Origin of the sequence: Roseofilum halophilum BLCC-M91, assembly GCF_030068445.1 — a bacterium.
GTDB lineage: Bacteria > Cyanobacteriota > Cyanobacteriia > Cyanobacteriales > Desertifilaceae > Roseofilum > Roseofilum halophilum.
On sequence record NZ_JAQPOK010000070.1, the window covers coordinates 1 to 17,164 of the forward strand.

The window sequence follows — 17,164 nt, forward strand, 5'->3', positions numbered from 1 at the left end:
GCTCCTAGTAATAGACAGTTGGCGAGTACAATGCTGGTGAGGCTAGAGGTTATGCGGCTCAGGAAATTCAGTTTCATCACCAATGAGAAAGTCTTAATGGGTAATTAGTCTTTGACGCTACTATTCATAAGACGATCTTTGAGGCTCATTTGTGAAATATAGTGTTTCGCGCTGTGATGGGGTGATGGGGTGATGGAGTGATGGGGTGATGGAGTGATGGGGTGATGGGGTGATGGAGTGATGGGGTGATGGAGTGATGGGGTAATTGGGGTAATTGGGGTAATTGGGGTAATTGGGGTAATTGGGGTAATTGGGGTAATTGGGGTAATTGGGGTAATTGGGGAAAGACAGCGAGCAAGATGCTCGCACTCCTATTTTGGAATTTTGCCCCCTTCTCCCTTCGACTTCGCTCAGGGTAGCGCCTGTGGGAGAAGGGGCTGGGGGATAAGGGAACAATCTCTCTTAACCAGAAACCACAAAATTAACCAATTTGCGCTTGGGAACCACAATCACCTTCTTCACTTCCTTACCCTCGATATAGCGTTGGGCAACTTCGGAATCGCGGGCATATTGTTCTAACAGTGCTTGATCTTCAGTCGCGGGGACTTCGATTGTGCCCCGTGTTTTACCCATGATTTGAATCACTAGGGTAATCTCATCGACGACTAGGGCGCTCTCATCAAAAACTGGCCAAGATTGACGGTGAATGGACTCCTGATGATCCAAGGCTTGCCATAATTGTTCGGTTATATGGGGGGCAAAGGGGGCGAGTAGGAGCAATAAGGTTTCAATGCCTTCGGTGTAAACGGGAGAGGATTTACATTGGGCATCGTTGAGGGCGTTACTGAGTTTCATCATCTCGGAAACGGCGGTATTAAACTGATAATCTCCTTCTAAATCGTCGGTGATTTCTTTGATGGCGGTGTGAATGGCGCGACGGAGATCTTTTTCGGCTTTTGTATTTCCTGTTTCCTGTTCAGAAGAGGTTTCTGCAAATTCCATGACTAACCGCCAAACCCGGTTGAGGAAGCGAAATTGTCCTTCAACATCGGCATCATCCCATTCTAGGTCTTTTTCTGGGGGGGCTTTGAAGAGGATAAACATCCGTGCGGTGTCTGCGCCGTATTTGCCCAAGACGGTTAAGGGAGCAATGCCGTTGTATTTGGATTTGGACATTTTCTCATAGCAGGTGATGAGAGCATCACCAGTATCAGGATCTGTGGGTTGGTTAATGTCGGCTATTTCATCGGTGCGAATATATTTACCGGTATTGGGATTTTTATAGGTTAGAGCCTGTACCATACCTTGAGTGAGCAACCGTTGGAAGGGTTCGTCAAAATTGATTAAACCGCGATCGCGCAAAACCTTAGTAAAGAAGCGAGAATACAATAAGTGTAGAATCGCATGTTCAATCCCACCCACATACTGATCCACCGGCATCCAATCATTGGTTTTCGCCGAATCAAACACCGCCTCATCATTCTTCGCATCCGGATAGCGCAAGAAATACCAGGACGAATCAATAAACGTATCCATCGTATCCGTTTCCCGTTTCGCCCCAGTGCCGCAACTCGGACAATCTACATTCACCCACTCTTCTAACTGCGCCAAGGGAGACGCACCCTTACCGGAAAACGCCACATCCTCCGGCAATCTTACCGGCAGTTGATCGTCTGGAACCGGAACCGCTCCACAATGGGGACAATGGACAACAGGAATGGGAACCCCCCAATACCGTTGCCGAGAAATTAACCAATCCCGCAAGCGATACTGCACCCGTGCCTTCCCATACCCCTTACTTTGGGCATAGTCAATGATGGCTTGTTTGCCTTCCGTCGAAGGAGCGCCGTTAAACATCCCGGAATTCACCATATAGCCGGGTTCCGTATAAGCTTCGCTCAAGTTCTCCGGCACTTCACCTTGAGTCGGGGAAATCACCACCTTAATCGGTAACTCTTGCTGCGTGGCAAACTGGAAATCGCGCACATCATGGGCGGGAACCCCCATCACTGCACCGGTTCCATACTCGTACAATACATAATCGGCAATCCAGATGGGAATCTCTTCCCCGGTAAACGGATTAATCGCCCGTCCCCCGGTGGGTATGCCCCGTTTGGGCTTATCTTCGGCCGTGCGTTCAATATCACTTTCCCCTTCAAGGGATGTGATAAACTCAGTCACCGCTTGCTGTCGGTCTGGGGTGGTTACTTTCGGGGTTAAGGGATGCTCTGGAGCTAACACCACATAGGTGACACCATACACGGTATCGGGACGGGTGGTAAAGACGGCAATTTTTTCATCGAGTCCGACAATGGGAAATTCTAGATAAGCCCCCACGGATTTCCCAATCCAGTTGGCTTGCATGAGTTTGACGCGCTCCGGCCATCCGGAGAGTTTATCTAAGTCTTGCAAGAGTTCTTCGGCGTAGTCGGTAATCTTCAAGAACCATTGTTTTAAGAGTTTGCGCTCGACTTTGGCCCCGGAGCGCCAGGAATTACCCTCGCTGTCTACCTGTTCATTGGCGAGTACGGTTTGGTCTACGGGGTCCCAATTGACGGCTGCTTCTTTCTGGTAGGCTAAACCGGCTTGGAAGAATTGCAAGAAAATCCATTGCGTCCATCGGTAGTAGTCGGGGGAACAGGTCGCCACTTCCCGATTCCAGTCGTAGGAGAGTCCCAAGCGCCTTAGTTCTGCCTTCATCTGGGCAATGTTCTCATACGTCCATTTTGCCGGATGAATGCCTCGTGCGATCGCCGCATTTTCTGCCGGTAAACCAAACGCATCCCATCCCATGGGGTGCAGCACCCGATAGCCGCGCATCCGATAGACCCTGGCGATGACATCTGTAATCGTATAGTTTCTGACATGACCCATATGCAGGTTTCCTGAAGGGTAGGGAAACATGGAAAGGGCGTAGAATTTGGGTTTCCCTGGGTCGGTCAGTGTGGTGTCTACTCCTTGTTCCGCCCAGGTTTGTTGCCATTTTTCCTCGATTTCAACTGGATTATAGCGAGATTCCACGAGTTAAACTCCTGCGGGGTCAATGTTCATTACTGTTTGACTATTTTGACACAATCTGGGATGGGTCGGCCATTTCTCTGGCATTTTGCTTATAGCCCTAGGTGCTGGTCATGGGTAATGGATGGTATTGGGTAAGTAGAAGGAAAAATTTTAAAGAATCTTCATGAAGTTTTGTTAAAGTTTCCGTAGGTTTGCGGAATTTAAAAACTTCAATCTGTAATTGTCTATTGGAAGGTAAGTATACTTATGTAAGTACCTCATCCAAATCGTCTAAAAAAAGTTCGGAAAACTAGCATTTTTTTGCAATTTGCGGTTATGATGTTCAAATCTTAATACAACCTAAAGTCAATACATTGATCGCAAGTCCGTCAAGAGACTGACTGAGCATTCGCCAAGGCAACCCCTACCGATCAGATCATCTACTACTACTGGAGTCAAGCAATCTTATGTTAATTCGAGATATTGTTGAGCAAAGTCTAACGGTTGGTTATCTGAGTGTGGATGCAGAGGAGCAACTGCGAACCAACCTCAGCCACAAATATGATGTGGAAGATTTCCGAGCATTTATGCAACTGCAATTTGCGATTATGAATGGACAGGTGAAGCAGGAGGCTCGCGAACGGTTGTTGGTGACAGTTACTAACTAAGTCAACGGGCGAATCATGGTAATGATTAGTTGGGCTAACTGCTGGGCACTGTTGGGTACAGCGAGGGAAGCCATGGCTTGTGACATCTTCTCTAGGGTGTCTGGAGAGTCGAGCCATTCAGAGACGGTTTGTTTTAAGGTTTCAGCCGTGAGTTGGTTTTGCTCAAAGCGTTGTGCTGCACCGGCTTGGACGAAGATCTGGGCGTTATAGGTTTGATGATCGTCGGCAGCATAGGGATAGGGAATGAGTATAGCGGGTGTTTTGGCGATCGCCAATTCCGTCAGCGTCCCTGCTCCAGCGCGACTGATGGCTAAACTCGCTCGATGAAGCAAAGCGCCCATATTATCGTAAAAAGGCAGGGTTAAATAGCGCGAATGCTGAAAATCCTGACCATGGGGATCGTTATTTCCGGTTAAATGAACCACCACTACACCCCGCTCTAACCAGTCTTGCACGGCTTCGCGCACCAGTTGATTGACGGCAACTGCTCCTTGAGATCCCCCTACCACAACAATTAGGGGCGCATCTTCAGGAATATCTAGGGTTAGGGGTTGGGGATCGAGAAAATCAGCACGCACGGGAGTCCCCACGGTGATGACATTCGTTCCCTTGAGATAATTTTGGGCAGCTTCAAACCCGACGGCTACCTGAGTACACCAGGGAGCCAAAAGGCGCGTCACTTTACCCGGTAAGGCGTTCGACTCATGGAGCAGAACGGGTAAATTGAGCGATCGCGCGGCAAGAATAACAGGAGCAGCAATATACCCTCCCGTGGTAAATACCCCTTGAAATCCACCGGTTTTCAACAACCGACGACAGACTCCAATGGAACTTACCAGCCCTTGCAACACTCTCAGACTCTTGAGACTCAAGCCACCCTGAAAGCCTTCCACGGCGATCGTATGTAGGGGATATTGACTCGGAACTAACTGGGTTTCCAAGCGGTTGGGAACCCCCAACCATTCAATCTGGCAGTTCTCAAGTTGCCTAGCAACAGCCAGAGCAGGAAATAAATGCCCACCGGTTCCACTAGCGGCAATGAGGAGTTTCAAGGGTGAATCAGACATGAGGGAGCTATCGGGTGTGAATCAGGTACTCTAGAGTTATAGTAGTGCTTATTTTCCCATAGCGAGTTAAGCAATTATTGGATGGGTCAATCAATGAGCGACGATATGATGAATTCTATTTCCAGTCACCAGAGACAATGGGCAAGATTACCGGGTAGTCGCCTTTGGGCTACCTTGCTGTTGAGTGTATCGATCGCCTGGACTGGGGGAAACCTGGGGGTACGAGCTGCCGAAACTGCACCCAATGAATTAAAACAGGTGATCGAGCAAATCGACAATAACGCCAGTCAACAGAATCTGGAAGGGGTTTTAGCCTTTTACGATCGCCAGTTTGAGAGTGAGGATGGTTTAACCCGCTCTAGTCTGGCAGAAGTGTTAGCCGGATTTTGGCAAGATTATAGTCAGATTCGCTACAGCACCGAAATTGAATCCTGGGAACACGAAGGCAATGGTTGGATCGCCGAAACGGTGACGACAATACAGGGTCAAAAAAGGATGATGGGGCGATCGATGCAGATGCGATCGCAGATTCGATCGCGCCAACGGCTAGAAAATCAAAAGTTAGTCTCCCAGGAAATCCTCTCAGAGCGCACCATTTTAACGGCTGGAGACAATCCGCCTACGGTTGATTTTCAACTGCCCGAACAGGTTTTAATTGGTCAACGCTTTACCTTAGATGCGATCGTCCAAGAACCCTTAGGAAATGATGTCCTTTTAGGCGCTGTCCTCGAAGAACCCGTCCATGTCAATCATTATCTGGAATCGAAATCCATCGACTTGGAGTTACTCTCGGCTGGCGGATTATTCAAATTAGGCACAGCACCCATTCTTCCCGAACCTAGATGGATTTCAGCCGTACTCATTCGCGGGGATGGCATCACCATGATTACCCAACGCTTGAGAGTGGTGAGTTCAATTCAAAATTAAAAATTCAAAATGGTTTGAGGGTGGGGCATGGAGGAATGGGGAGATCGCCAATTACCAATTACCGATTACCAATTACCGATTACCAATTACCAGCGCGAAGCGCTTAAGATCTATGTCTCAGTTCAAAATTAAGGTATGGGGCGTATTCTTTGCCAGTCTGATTGGGGTTAATCCTCTGTTAACCCACCAGGTATTTCCTGTTCCTGTACTGGCTCAGGATATTCCCATCAATTCGAGTGAAGTTCAAAGGGTTCCCCAATTTTTAGTCGATGCCGTTCGCTGGGATCTGAGCATTGAATTAGGCGTACATCCCGATCGCCTTTCCTTTGTTGAAGCCAGTCGCCAACAATGGCCCGATACCTGCCTAGGATTGCCTAATCCTGGGGAATTTTGTGGTCAGCAAATTATTCCCGGATGGCGTATTGTCCTATCCAATGGCTCTCGACGTTGGGCCTATCGCACCGATATTCAGGGACAACTGAGGCGAGTGGAAACCATGCCCCAAGAAATTGCTTTCCCCCTGTTTTTACAGGACATTGTGCTAGAAGCGGCGGCTAGAGACTCCCAACAACCGATCGATTCTTTAGCCTTTCAACAAGCCATTCCCCAAACCTGGCCCGATACTTGTTTAGGATTAGGAGGCAATAATTGCACGGCGATCGCCCTTCCCGGTTGGGAAATTACGGTTATTAGTGATACTCTCGGTCAAACCTGGAACTATCGCACCAACCGGGATGGCTCCATTATTCGGCCAGCGATCGCCTCATCCTCCACTGAAACCTCCGGAATTGGAGGATTACCAGAATCAGTCAGACAAGCCGTCTTCAAAGATTTGGCCCGTCGCCGCAGGTTACCGATGCGTACCCTAGAAGTCGTAGACGCGACCGAGCAAATTTGGTCAAATAACTGTTTAGGATTGCAATTTTGGAATAGTGAATGCCAAGAAGAAGAGCTAGAGGGGTGGCGAGTCGTGGTGAAAAATTCCCGCCGCCGTTGGGTGTATCGCACGGATAGTCAGGGCGAGATTGTTTATCCAGAAAATAACTAACATCCAATCGAGTTAAAGGGATTCAAGAAGCGGGCAAGATGCCCGCACTCCTCCAATCCCTTAATATTACAGCGCTTTGCGCTGTAATGGAGTACAGTCTTATTCAGATAGCTAAGTGTAGGGATTGCTTTCCTTCGGTCGCAATGACAACTCTAACCCATAGATGAATGCCATACCTCATATCCCATCCCTATTCAGCCACCCGTAACCTAGCCAAATAAGCATCCGTATAATAATGGCGGAGAATATCCTGATAGGTTGAGCCTTGAGAAGCCATCGCATAGGCTCCATATTGGCTCATCCCCAAACCATGGCCAAATCCCCGGCCTTGCACTTGGAAACTTGCCGCTCCTGTAGCCTTATCACCTGCTGTAAGCGGTTGAATGGTAAACAGGGTACTTCTCAAACCGATCGCCTTTCTCAACTGGGCCCCAGTAATCATCTTTTCCCCTTGATCGCCGGTAATTTTCAGCGTTCGCACGCGGCCTTGGGGAGTCTTCTCTTGAGGCACAATGGACAATACATTGCCCACCCCTTCAGTTAATTCGCTGATATCGGCCAAGCTAAAGACCTCTGTCCATTGATAAACCGGAGCTTGCTGATCGTAATCGGGTACAGCTCGCAAATAGGGACGCGGTTCCGACCAAATATCTTCTACATTCTCTGTATGCCCCCCAGAAGAGGAATGAAACACCGCTTCAATAATTGAACCGTCATAGGCCAAGATTTGTCCTTGAGTGGCATCAACTGCTTGTTGAGTGCTGACGTATTCATCTTCTACGCCACCATAGACTTGCCAAAAGGTGTCATTGCCCACATCATAAATTTTATCGGCTGTCTTTTCCCGATGATAGAGGGCATAACTGCGGGCGGATACCGCTTGAGCTTTCAGAGCTTCCAAGGGCCAAGAAGGAATCATTTCGCCGCCGACCACACTGTAGAGATAATGCTCAATATCGACATAATTAATCGCGGTAATGCCTTCATCGGTGGGCATAATTAACAGTCTACCTCGATACCAGCGATCGCCAATCCACACCAATCCATCATTTTCTGGTTCAATCCATAACTGTCCTGCTCGCCACTGAGCCAGAGACACCCCATAATAATCGGACTGAGCCGTAAACCCATCCATCGGGTTTAACTCCCCAATCACCTGACCATTGGAATCCTTCACAATTGCGGCGGTAGAACTACCAATTTTTACGCGATCGGTATCTTCCTGAATCGCTACCCGCAACTCAACCTCGGCCGCACTCGCTAAGGAAGCCATGACCATCCACAGCAGGGTGGTCAACCACCAATGGGGTTTGATGGGTTTCAATAGCGCTTTCACGGGAATAAAGAAAATACTGAACACAGAAGCCATAGAAAATCAATCCTTAGTGGGAGTCGTTGAGTAGATGTATACGTTATCGAAAATCTTAATAGACCTTAACAGATCGTCAGCCCCTCTGAGTCAATTTCCGGGAAATTCACCCAAAATCTTTGCTTCTTATCTCAAATTCGGTTCAAGGGTTAAACTTGCGGGCATCTTGCCCGCACTCCCTCAATTGCTTGATATTCATGGAGTGGGAGCATCTTGCTCCCTAGGTTTTCATGGAGTGGGAGCATCTTGCTCCCTAGGTTTTCATGGAGTGGGAGCATCTTGCTCCCTAGGTTTTCATGGATTGGGAGCATCTTGCTCCCTAGGTTTTCATGGATTGGGAGCATCTTGCTCCCTAGGTTTTCATGGAGTGGGAGCATCTTGCTCCCTAGGTTTTCATGGAGTAGGAGCATCTTGCTCCCTAGGTTTTCATGGAGTGGGAGCATCTTACTCCCTAGGTTTTCATGGATTGGGAGCATCTTGCTCCCTAGGTTTTCAATGACGGTTACCCTTTGTGGGTTAAGCCAATAAGCGGCGAATTTCTTCGATACGTTTGCGGTTGACTCCTAAATCAGATTGCCCTAACCTCGAAGCAGAGCGCACGTGGATCGTTTGGGCATTTTGATCCAGATAAAATTCTACATCATCCACGTACCCCATCAGCTTGCTGGTAAACTCAGCATAAAGATAATTCTCTGATTCCGTAATAATCGCGGTTCGGGGCATTCCCTGGATAATAGATTTCAATTTCTCGATCGCTTCTGAGGGAGTGCCGCTATAAGAAAACGGCTGAATATAATGTTCAGTATCGGTTGTTGAACCTTGACTACAAACACAATTGGGAGAAGAGGGACAAGGGGCGAGTTTTCCCTCTTTAACCCCTAGATTCGTCGGACGTTTTCCAGAAAATGACAACATAAATTAAGGAGATGCTTCTAAACAGACAACTTAGTTATGCTATCATTCCTGGAATGATTTTTAACTAGAGGCACTGGTATAGTAGCGTAGGGCAAATTTCCAGAAGGCATTGGAGAGGATTAATAAGGCGATCGCCAGCACCAAGGAACCCATCAACCAGGCGATGTTACTCTCCCCTAACAGGGATTGGGCGGGAACTGTGGTTAAAAAAGTTACAGGAATAACAAAGGTAAAAAACACTCGGTAAGCGATAGGGTAGGCGACCACCGGATAACGGCCAGCATCTAAAAGGGATCTCAGCACTTCAGTGATGTTATAAATTTTGACAAACCAGACGCTAGTTGTGCCCAGGAGAAACCACAGACTATAGAGAATCAAAATGCCGAAAAATAGGGGAAAGAGGGCCAAAATAAAGTCAGTTATCCCTAAATTGAGGCGATTCCCCACATAGAAAATCACCCCCAACCCTAAAACCACATCCGGTAATCCCCAAGGGGAAATCATGCGTGTAGAGAGCCAAAATTGGGTGCTAATGGGTTTGAGCAGTACAAAGTCCAGGGTTCCTTGTTCCACTTGGTCTACAATACGATTGAGATTGGGGGCAAGAAAGGCATTCGAGATGCCTTGCAGTAGGGTAAAAAAGCCCATGACTAATAAGGCTCTTTCCCATGACCAACCGTCAAAAGTGTAGCCGGTTCGATAAAATAGGAAGAGGCCAAAAATCCCCCCCACGAGGTTACCGAGACTGGTTAGGGCGGCGATCGCAAAATTTAGGCGATATTCCAGTTCAGCCGCGATCGAAGTGGCCCAAAATAACTGAAGTAGCTTGAAATATTGCAGCATCATTCCCGATTCCCTAATCTAATACGGATTCTGAACCCAGTCTTGAGTCTGATTAAAGGGTAACTCTTGATTAATAGCATCAATTTGGAACTGTTCAGCCTCATTGATTTGATCGATGTGGGTTTTCATGATCTGCATTAACCGTTGATTATAAAATCGATGCAGGCTATGGTGGGGAGTTGCCGGAAAGCCTCGCCGCTTCTTGTGTCTGCCTCCCGCACCTGGATCGAAGCGTTGAATGCCGTTGGCGATCGCCCACTCAATCGGCGTATAGTAACAAGCGTTAAAGTGCAGGCAATCAAATTCTTCAAAACTGCCCCAATAGCGTCCATACAGTTGATCCCCTTTGGTAACACAAAAGGACATCCCCACCGGTTTGCGCTCATCTCCTTCCCGATAGGCAGCACTTAACACCAGCCGATGGCGATAATTATCATACAGTCGCTCAAAAAAAGTCTTGGTTAAATACTTGCTGCCCCACCAGCCAAATTGATCGCAGTGATGGCTATAAAACTGGTACATATCCGCGAGGAGCTGATGGGTAATGTCTTCTCCATTGTGGACTTTCATGGTTAATTTAGCTTTCTCTACCGCCTTACGCTCTCGCTTAATATTGCGCCGTTGATTAGCATTGAACATCTTTAAATAATCATCAAACGTCTGGAAGCCCTGATTATGCCAAATACTGCTATGGTGCAACCAAGCCGAAAAGCCGTATTTTTGAATCATCGGTCTCCATTTGGGGTCAACATAGAGGAAATTACAGCCAGAAATATTATGGCGATCGCAAAACTGGTCGATCGCTGCTACCATCGTCTCCGTTAAGGTATCCTCATCTTCAGCCGGATCGACCAAAAACCGATAACCCAACGCTGGCGTAAACGGACTCATCCCCAACAGCTTGGGATAATATTCAATCCCTAGACGATAGGCCAGATCGGCCCATTGGTGATCGAAGACAAACTCACCATAGCTATGACCTTTAAGATATAACGGAGCCGCCGCCACTAGGGTGTCCTCTTTCCACACCGTTAAATGACAAGGTTGCCAACCCGCTTGCGCTGTGGCACTCCGAGAAGCCTCCATATTGTGCAACCATTCCCACTCTAAAAAGGGTGTTTTCAGGGGTTGCGCCAGAGCATCCCATTCCGGTTGAGGTACTTCAGAAATTTGTGAAATCCAGCGAATTGAATAACCCATGGCAATTAACAATTAACAATTAACAATGAACAATTAACAATTAGGCAATAGGCAATCCCCGCGTCCCCGCGTCCCCGCGTCCCCGCGTCCCCGCGTCCCCGCGTCCCCGCGTCCCCCATTCCCCGCGTCCCCGCGTCCCCGCGTCCCCGCGTCCCCCATTCCCCCATTCCCCTACCCTAGCCGATAGTGTAAAAACACCTCTTGCCCGACGGGGTGAGCAGAGAGGAGAGTTAAGGATTTGGGTAGATTTAAGCCTAACCCATCCACGGGAGTGGGGGCAGTTGCGCCACCTAAAAGCACTGGACATACCGTTAACCATAATTCATCAATCCAATCTCCGGCCAGTAAGCTGGCTACTAGGGCCCCTCCTCCGAGCAGGGCCAAGCGCTTAATATTCAGTTGGGCCAACTGGACAAAAACCCCATTCCAATAGAACCCCCCTTCATGGGTAGAAGCGGTGAGAATGCGGTCAAATTTGGACGTTAATTCTGGTTGATTTTGCCAGGGAATGGCTCCCTCTGGGGTGGTGAGTAGCCATCGGGGAATCGGTTGTTGAAAAAAGCGACAGGAGGCATCGAGAGTGCCGGTTTGGGAAACTAGAATTTGTACCGGTTGGGGCGGATAGTGGTTTTGCTGGCGTTCCCGTAGGAGTTGGCGATCGCTAATGCTCAGGGTTGTACCATAGGCCCGTAGGGTTCCTGCCCCGAATAGGACAGCATCGACTTTAGCAATTTGTTGTTCGAGATGGGCTTTATCCGTGGCCGAGCCAAACCGAGCCGGTGACCGATCTGTGTCGGAGATTTTGCCATCGGCGCTCATGGCCAGAATAACAGTAATATGGGGGCGATCGACTGTAGAAGCCGTCATAGCATAGGAGTAGGAACTTTCACAAAGTATACAATATGTTGCTTTATGTTGCTGTTGCCAACAATGGGCTTGCACCCAAGTGAAGATTATTGATAGGCTAAGAGTGGGAAAGTAAACTCAGGGACTAAGCTTCTTCCCCTCAATTCCCCAATCAGAAGCAGGGTGCAAACAATCGCAAGTTATCCTTAACGTCGCAACTGTGATGAAGAACACAGTTAGGCTGGTGGCGAAATCATAGCCTAAATGATAAAAAGATCTAAAATAAAAAGTGAGTGCTATATTGATCGTGTTTTAGGATGACCTGGAATTGATTATCTAACATCTAACATTTAAACAATCTACCAAACCCCAACTGAGATTATGACAACTTCAGCTTCCCAAGATATCAAAAACGAAAATATTGATTTGCTCTCGGCTTATCAACAACATCCGTCCCTGGAATTGCGGAACCAGATTGTCAAATCAAATATTGGTTTAGTCAGAAAAGAAGCCCATCACTGGATGCACCAATGCAGTGAAGGATACGATGACTTACTCCAAGTTGGGTGTATTGGTCTGATTCGAGCGATAGAACGGTTTGAACCCTCTAAAGGCCACGCCTTTAGTTCCTTTGCCATTCCCTACATTCGGGGCGAAATTCAACATTATTTACGCGATCGCAGCAATACCGTCCGCATCCCTCGACGGTGGTTGATGATGCAGCGCAAAGCAGAAACCACCATTCGGGATTTACAAGTGCAACTTAACCGCTATCCCAAAGATATCGAAATCGCCCAAGCCATGGGCGTGTCCTTAGAAGAATGGCACGAGGTGAAACTCGCTTCCAAAAACCGATCGCTCCTCAGTCTAGATGCTCCCGTCACCGATGAAGGGGAACAAGCCACCAGTTTAGGCGAACTGGTTCCCGACTATCACTATCGCAGTTTCCAATTAGCCATGGAAGACCAAATTCGCCTGCAACAAGGCCTGGTGAAATTGGAAGAGCGCACCCGCCAAGTCTTAGAATTTGTCTTTCTCCACGACCTCACCCAAAAAGAAACCGCCGAACGGATGGGAATCAGCGCCGTTACCGTCTCTCGGCAGGTGAAAAAGGGTCTGGAACGGTTGAAAAAGGTGATGACCACGGAGATTTGAAGCCCTCAACCCCTATGTCTTTTGATAGAGATGGGGAGATGGGGACGCGGAGACACGGAGACACGGGGACACGGAGACGCGGAGAAATTACCTTTTTCCTTCCCCCCTTGGGGGGACACAGGGGGGGTTTGCCTATTCCCCATTCCCCATTCCCCATTCCCTAGATCTTGGTCATTAACCAAAAATCAGCCTAAAATAGCAGTACCATTAACCCAGTAACTCAAATCGCCAGCTAATCGTGCTAATCGTGGGGGGTTTCCATGCGTCCATCATTCTTAGTCATAGTCCTCAGTGTCCTCACCCTAGGGTTAGGCAGTTGTGGTTTAATTGGGGGGGGAGGAGAAGACCCCGCCACTGAAGCGCCCCCGGAAGAACCGGTAGCCTCTGCCCCCCAAACTACGCCCACGGAAGGGGAAGCAGAAGCAGAAGAAGCGCCACCGGAAGTGTTTCCAGAAGAGGAAGCAGAAGCGGAAGAACCCCCACCCCCTCCTCCCCCCCAATCTGCTCTACAACAATCGACCAATCCGGAACAACGGGCCCAGTCAGCAGGCCAGACGACGGGGCAGAAAGACCCGTTTAATCCTCCAGGAATTATTATTACTGGAGGCTCGGCAAATGGTGGGGCAGAAAATGGCGGCCCAGCCGGAGGTATTCCGCCCATCGCTGTGGAAACGCCGCCACCCCCATCTCCTCCATCTCCTCCCGCTCCTGCTGCGGGTGGGGGCAATGGAGGGGGAGGGGTAGCGCCTGGGATTCCCAGTATTGCTCCGTTGTCGATTCCGGAACTGCCCCAAGTGGAACCGCCTCCCAATTTAGGGGTCGATCCGAGGTTTCAACCGGTAGTGGCTGAAGCGCCATTCGATCCGGGGCCGCCGCCTCCGAATACGGCTAGGGCGGTGGAAGTGTCGGCGGTGGTACAAGTGGGCCAGGTGGTGAAGGCCATTGTTAAATCTCCTGGCGAACAGAGTCGTTATGTAGGCGTTGGGGAATATATTGGCGGCGGTTCGGTGTATGTGAAAAATATTGATGTCTATACTCCGGCTGAACCGGTGGTGATTTTGGAAGAGTATGGGCAAGAAGTGGCTCGTGCAGTGGGTGCTGCTCCTTTACCCCCAGAAACACCGCCTCAACCGGCAGGAGGCCCGGTAGAAACGACGGTTCGCGGTGTGCGACTCGGAGATGTGAAGTTAACGGAAATCTCAGGCGGATTTTTGATTTCAGGAACTTTGCAAAATATTGGGGAGGAAGATCTAGAGGTTACCAGTCTGACCTTGCAACTTCAGGAAAAGGGAACGGGCACAATCGTTAATGATTTTAATATCAGTGTAACGGCTAATCTTAAGCCGGAGCAAAAACGGGAATTTAGAGTTACGCGAAGAGGATCGGATGTGAAAGCAGTCGTATTTGGAGGGCGTGATGCTTCTCAATTAGTCGCTATTCTTTTAGAGTGGGAGTAAGATTATGGGGGGAGTGATGAATAACAGCAAATCTGACTTAAAGCCTATGGTGAGATGCTTACAGACATTTGCATATTCTGGTTTAGCTGCTCTAAGTTTCAGTTGCGTAAGCCTGATGCTAATGACTGAGGGGGCGATCGCCCAATTGGGAGGAGAGTCTCTAGGTACTCCAGATGAAGAATTAATTCCCTCTTGTCTCCCTGACATTGCCAATGGGGTGGCTAAATGTAATTATCCCAACGGAGATAATTATCAAGGGGAACTTCGGGGTGGACTACCCAACGGTCAAGGGGTTTATGTCTATGGAGAAGGCGATCGCTATCAAGGAGAATTTCTCAACGGTAAACCCCACGGTCGAGGAGTTTTTATTAGAGCCGATGATGCCCGTCTAGAAGGGGTCTTTGAAAATGGAATCCTCACCAGCGGCCGCGCTGTTTTTGCTGATGGCAAATACTACGAAGGAACCTTTGGATTAGTCACTAATCTTGGTACAAATGTCACCAGTAGTCAACCTTCCGGTAGAGGAAGATTTGTTTATCCCGATCGAAGTCGTTATGAAGGGGAATTTTTTGCCGGTCAACCTTTTGGCCAAGGTACACTCATTCGTCCCGATGGAACCCGTTGCCAAGGTCGGTTTTTCAATGAAGGGTTAGATGCGAATGTTCAATGCGTCTTTCCCGATGGCACAAGATATGAAGGAGAATTACGCGGTGGCGTTCCCCATGGACAGGGTGTAATCATTGCTCCCAATGGTCAACGCACCTCTGGACGTTTCCGCGATGGCGCGTTCGTGAATTAGGATCGATTACAGCGCTTTTCGATGTTATAGCGCTTTCTGCTTCGCAGACATGAAACGCGCGGTAATAGGTTAAAGAGCTGATTGCCCCCAAATAAACCCTAATCCTAATAGGAGTCCACTGAGAAAGTGAAAATTAACGGCAATAAACTTGCAGTTTTTCACTTGTTCGGGTTGGTCATGATACGTGAGAACATGGTGACACAGTTGCACGGCAACGGGGATGCTGAGGAAACTTAGAGCAGTCCATTGGGGAAAATGCCCTTCGATGATGAAGCGGGCGATCGCCGCAAAAACAGCGATACAAGCTGCCAAAAGCAGTTGAGCGCCTTTTTTTGTGCCGATGCGGACAATGGGAGAGCGTTTTCCAGCCGCGATATCGTCCTCCACTTGATGGAAATGGGAGCAGAGCAGAATGATACTGGTGGTAATGCCGATAATAATCGAGGCTTTCAGGTTAGCGGTTGACCAAGCCGGGTTTTGGGAGTAGTATGCAGCACAGACGGCTAAGGGGCCAAACGTAATAAAACAGATGATTTCTCCTAAACCGAGATAACCCAAACGAAAGGGCGGCCCTTGATAGGTATAGCCGAGAAAAACGGCTAGGGCAACCAGTTCCAGAATCATGGGATCGTGTTGCCACCAGGCAATCAAAATCAGTTCTAGGGCGGCGATCGCTAACAGGGCATTGGCGACCCAAAAGACTAGGTTTTTATTCCCAGTTAAATTAACAACAGAATGGTGTTTATTAACATCGATTCCCGTTTCCGAGTCAAACACATCATTGCTTAAATTCACCCAGGCGACAATCAGGATAGCCGCCGTAATAAACATTATAAAAATTGACCAGTCAAAGATTCCTGTTTCCGCAAACGCAACAGCACTACCCACCCCAATGGGAATAACGGCAACACTGTACATGGGCGGCTTAATGGCAGCTAACCATAGCTTTTTTCGGGAAACAGGAATGGTGGGCGTAGTCATGGAACAGTTTCAATATTGAGAACCAATTAGTTTCTAGAGTTTACCCTAAAAGGGCTTGCTGTTGGTTATGGGAGATGGGGCGATCGTTTAAGGGGAAATCTCCAACCCCTGAGCATACCATGATTAGACTCTTTTGGAGCGGATGTCATAATTTAGCGGCTAAAATCTGACGGGTTGTTAACTGAAGTTGTGGAAATGTGGGGGAGCTGATGAGTTGTTCGCCTTGATATTCTGTTAGAGTATACAATCCATGATCTAATTGACCAATGATTACTTTTTGTTCAATGGGATCGACCATCCAATATTCAGGGATATTGAGGACGCTATATTCAGATTGTTTAGAGCGATAGTCATCCATTTTTGTAGAGGGACTGACGACTTCAACCACGAGCAATGGGGGCGCTTCATTGAGGTTAATCACGGCTTCTCGTTCTGCCATTTCTTCCCATTGTTCTTGAGATAAGACGGTAATATCAGGAATGCGGCAGGTATCCCAACGACCCCCACGGGGAGAGCGAACACCCACCAAGCCAGGTAGAGCGATTAAGGGTTGTTCTGAGGTGGCTAAAGTACGATCAAATTGCAGCAGTAAAAAACGAATAATCGCCCCATGTTTTCCCGTTCCTAAACTCATGGGTATTAATTCTCCATTGACGAGTTCGTAGCGGGTATCTGTACCATCATCATAGGTCAGATATTCCTCAAAGCTCAGTTTTTGAGTGGTCAGAGTCATAACTAAGTTAATCGAGTTTAATTTTTAGGTTACTAATGGCTCGTAAATCATCCGAGTCTGAATCGAAAAGCCCAGAGTTGGGGACTTCCATCCTAGAATCCAATAATCTTCTTTTGCATTAGGGAAAGGAATTGGGGAGTGGTTGTACACGGTACA

16 protein-coding genes are annotated in these 17,164 nt (G+C 48.3%); 6 read left to right on the plus strand and 10 right to left on the minus strand.

Annotated elements, in window-relative coordinates; genetic code table 11:
* Nucleotides 1-145: 145 nt before the first annotated feature.
* On the minus strand, nt 146-358 hold the full coding sequence (locus PJF56_RS08520; RefSeq protein ID WP_283762233.1) for a hypothetical protein: 213 nt from the start codon (nt 356-358) through the stop codon (nt 146-148).
* Between the two features lie 104 nt (nt 359-462).
* Nucleotides 463-3,021, minus strand: a complete 2,559-nt coding sequence (leuS, locus tag PJF56_RS08525; protein WP_283762234.1) for a leucine--tRNA ligase — start codon at nt 3,019-3,021, stop codon at nt 463-465.
* 446 nt (nt 3,022-3,467) lie between these two features.
* Between leuS and PJF56_RS08530 the strand changes: the two genes are divergently transcribed.
* Nucleotides 3,468-3,668, plus strand: a complete 201-nt coding sequence (locus PJF56_RS08530) for a hypothetical protein (protein WP_283762235.1) — start codon at nt 3,468-3,470, stop codon at nt 3,666-3,668.
* On the opposite strand, the gene murG is transcribed toward PJF56_RS08530, so the two are convergent.
* Nucleotides 3,665-4,735 carry an undecaprenyldiphospho-muramoylpentapeptide beta-N-acetylglucosaminyltransferase gene (gene murG / locus PJF56_RS08535; protein WP_283762236.1) on the minus strand — a complete coding sequence of 357 codons (1,071 nt, stop codon included), beginning with the start codon at nt 4,733-4,735 and terminating at the stop codon, nt 3,665-3,667. The two genes, PJF56_RS08530 and murG, sit on opposite strands and share 4 nt — an antisense overlap.
* Before the next feature lie 105 nt (nt 4,736-4,840).
* Here murG and PJF56_RS08540 point away from each other — a divergent pair, with 105 nt between their 5' ends.
* Nucleotides 4,841-5,662, plus strand: a complete 822-nt coding sequence (locus PJF56_RS08540) for a hypothetical protein (RefSeq protein WP_283762237.1) — start codon at nt 4,841-4,843, stop codon at nt 5,660-5,662.
* 112 nt (nt 5,663-5,774) lie between these two features.
* The gene (locus PJF56_RS08545) at nt 5,775-6,710 is read left to right on the plus strand and encodes a hypothetical protein (protein ID WP_283762238.1); all 936 of its coding nucleotides are present in this window, start codon (nt 5,775-5,777) and stop codon (nt 6,708-6,710) included.
* Between the two features lie 190 nt (nt 6,711-6,900).
* On the opposite strand, the gene PJF56_RS08550 is transcribed toward PJF56_RS08545, so the two are convergent.
* The 5 genes from PJF56_RS08550 to PJF56_RS08570 all read right to left on the minus strand — a co-directional run bounded on the left by PJF56_RS08550 (nt 6,901) and on the right by PJF56_RS08570 (nt 11,904).
* A complete protein-coding gene (locus PJF56_RS08550) occupies nt 6,901-8,079 on the minus strand; it encodes a SpoIID/LytB domain-containing protein (protein WP_283762239.1) in 1,179 nt (392 codons plus the stop codon).
* 516 nt (nt 8,080-8,595) lie between these two features.
* The gene (locus tag PJF56_RS08555) at nt 8,596-8,991 is read right to left on the minus strand and encodes a DUF1499 domain-containing protein (RefSeq protein ID WP_347179492.1); all 396 of its coding nucleotides are present in this window, start codon (nt 8,989-8,991) and stop codon (nt 8,596-8,598) included.
* Nucleotides 8,992-9,054: 63 nt separating this feature from the next.
* Nucleotides 9,055-9,837 (minus strand): ABC transporter permease, encoded by a 783-nt coding sequence (locus PJF56_RS08560; protein ID WP_347179493.1) that lies wholly within the window; start codon nt 9,835-9,837, stop codon nt 9,055-9,057.
* An 18-nt stretch (nt 9,838-9,855) separates the two neighbouring features.
* Complete coding sequence (locus tag PJF56_RS08565; protein ID WP_283762242.1) at nt 9,856-11,037, minus strand: GNAT family N-acetyltransferase; 1,182 nt, start codon at nt 11,035-11,037, stop codon at nt 9,856-9,858.
* 171 nt (nt 11,038-11,208) lie between these two features.
* Nucleotides 11,209-11,904, minus strand: a complete 696-nt coding sequence (locus PJF56_RS08570) for a RibD family protein (protein WP_283762243.1) — start codon at nt 11,902-11,904, stop codon at nt 11,209-11,211.
* Nucleotides 11,905-12,264: 360 nt separating this feature from the next.
* Here PJF56_RS08570 and PJF56_RS08575 point away from each other — a divergent pair, with 360 nt between their 5' ends.
* From PJF56_RS08575 to PJF56_RS08585, 3 genes are all read left to right on the plus strand, one after another.
* Nucleotides 12,265-13,038, plus strand: coding sequence for an RNA polymerase sigma factor SigF (locus tag PJF56_RS08575; protein WP_283762244.1), 774 nt, complete (start codon nt 12,265-12,267; stop codon nt 13,036-13,038).
* A gap of 260 nt (nt 13,039-13,298) precedes the next feature.
* Complete coding sequence (locus tag PJF56_RS08580) at nt 13,299-14,495, plus strand: hypothetical protein (RefSeq protein ID WP_283762245.1); 1,197 nt, start codon at nt 13,299-13,301, stop codon at nt 14,493-14,495.
* A gap of 115 nt (nt 14,496-14,610) precedes the next feature.
* A complete protein-coding gene (locus tag PJF56_RS08585; protein WP_283762246.1) occupies nt 14,611-15,294 on the plus strand; it encodes an MORN repeat-containing protein in 684 nt (227 codons plus the stop codon).
* A 69-nt stretch (nt 15,295-15,363) separates the two neighbouring features.
* Here PJF56_RS08585 and menA read toward each other — a convergent pair whose 3' ends face one another.
* On the minus strand, nt 15,364-16,275 hold the full coding sequence (gene menA, locus PJF56_RS08590) for a 2-carboxy-1,4-naphthoquinone phytyltransferase (protein ID WP_283762247.1): 912 nt from the start codon (nt 16,273-16,275) through the stop codon (nt 15,364-15,366).
* A gap of 145 nt (nt 16,276-16,420) precedes the next feature.
* Nucleotides 16,421-17,008: a Uma2 family endonuclease gene (locus PJF56_RS08595; RefSeq protein ID WP_283762248.1), complete on the minus strand. Its 588-nt coding sequence runs from the start codon at nt 17,006-17,008 to the stop codon at nt 16,421-16,423.
* Between the last annotated feature and the right edge of the window lie 156 nt (nt 17,009-17,164).

Coding starts and splice junctions, on each gene's coding strand:
- PJF56_RS08595 (WP_283762248.1), bottom strand. CDS start 17,008: ATGACTCTGACCACTCAAAAACTGAGCTTTGAGGAATATCTGACCTAT.
- murG (WP_283762236.1), bottom strand. CDS start 4,735: ATGTCTGATTCACCCTTGAAACTCCTCATTGCCGCTAGTGGAACCGGT.
- PJF56_RS08540 (WP_283762237.1), top strand. CDS start 4,841: ATGATGAATTCTATTTCCAGTCACCAGAGACAATGGGCAAGATTACCG.
- PJF56_RS08575 (WP_283762244.1), top strand. CDS start 12,265: ATGACAACTTCAGCTTCCCAAGATATCAAAAACGAAAATATTGATTTG.
- PJF56_RS08560 (WP_347179493.1), bottom strand. CDS start 9,837: ATGCTGCAATATTTCAAGCTACTTCAGTTATTTTGGGCCACTTCGATC.
- PJF56_RS08565 (WP_283762242.1), bottom strand. CDS start 11,037: ATGGGTTATTCAATTCGCTGGATTTCACAAATTTCTGAAGTACCTCAA.
- PJF56_RS08530 (WP_283762235.1), top strand. CDS start 3,468: ATGTTAATTCGAGATATTGTTGAGCAAAGTCTAACGGTTGGTTATCTG.
- PJF56_RS08570 (WP_283762243.1), bottom strand. CDS start 11,904: ATGACGGCTTCTACAGTCGATCGCCCCCATATTACTGTTATTCTGGCC.
- PJF56_RS08545 (WP_283762238.1), top strand. CDS start 5,775: ATGTCTCAGTTCAAAATTAAGGTATGGGGCGTATTCTTTGCCAGTCTG.
- PJF56_RS08550 (WP_283762239.1), bottom strand. CDS start 8,079: ATGGCTTCTGTGTTCAGTATTTTCTTTATTCCCGTGAAAGCGCTATTG.
- PJF56_RS08580 (WP_283762245.1), top strand. CDS start 13,299: ATGCGTCCATCATTCTTAGTCATAGTCCTCAGTGTCCTCACCCTAGGG.
- menA (WP_283762247.1), bottom strand. CDS start 16,275: ATGACTACGCCCACCATTCCTGTTTCCCGAAAAAAGCTATGGTTAGCT.
- PJF56_RS08585 (WP_283762246.1), top strand. CDS start 14,611: ATGCTAATGACTGAGGGGGCGATCGCCCAATTGGGAGGAGAGTCTCTA.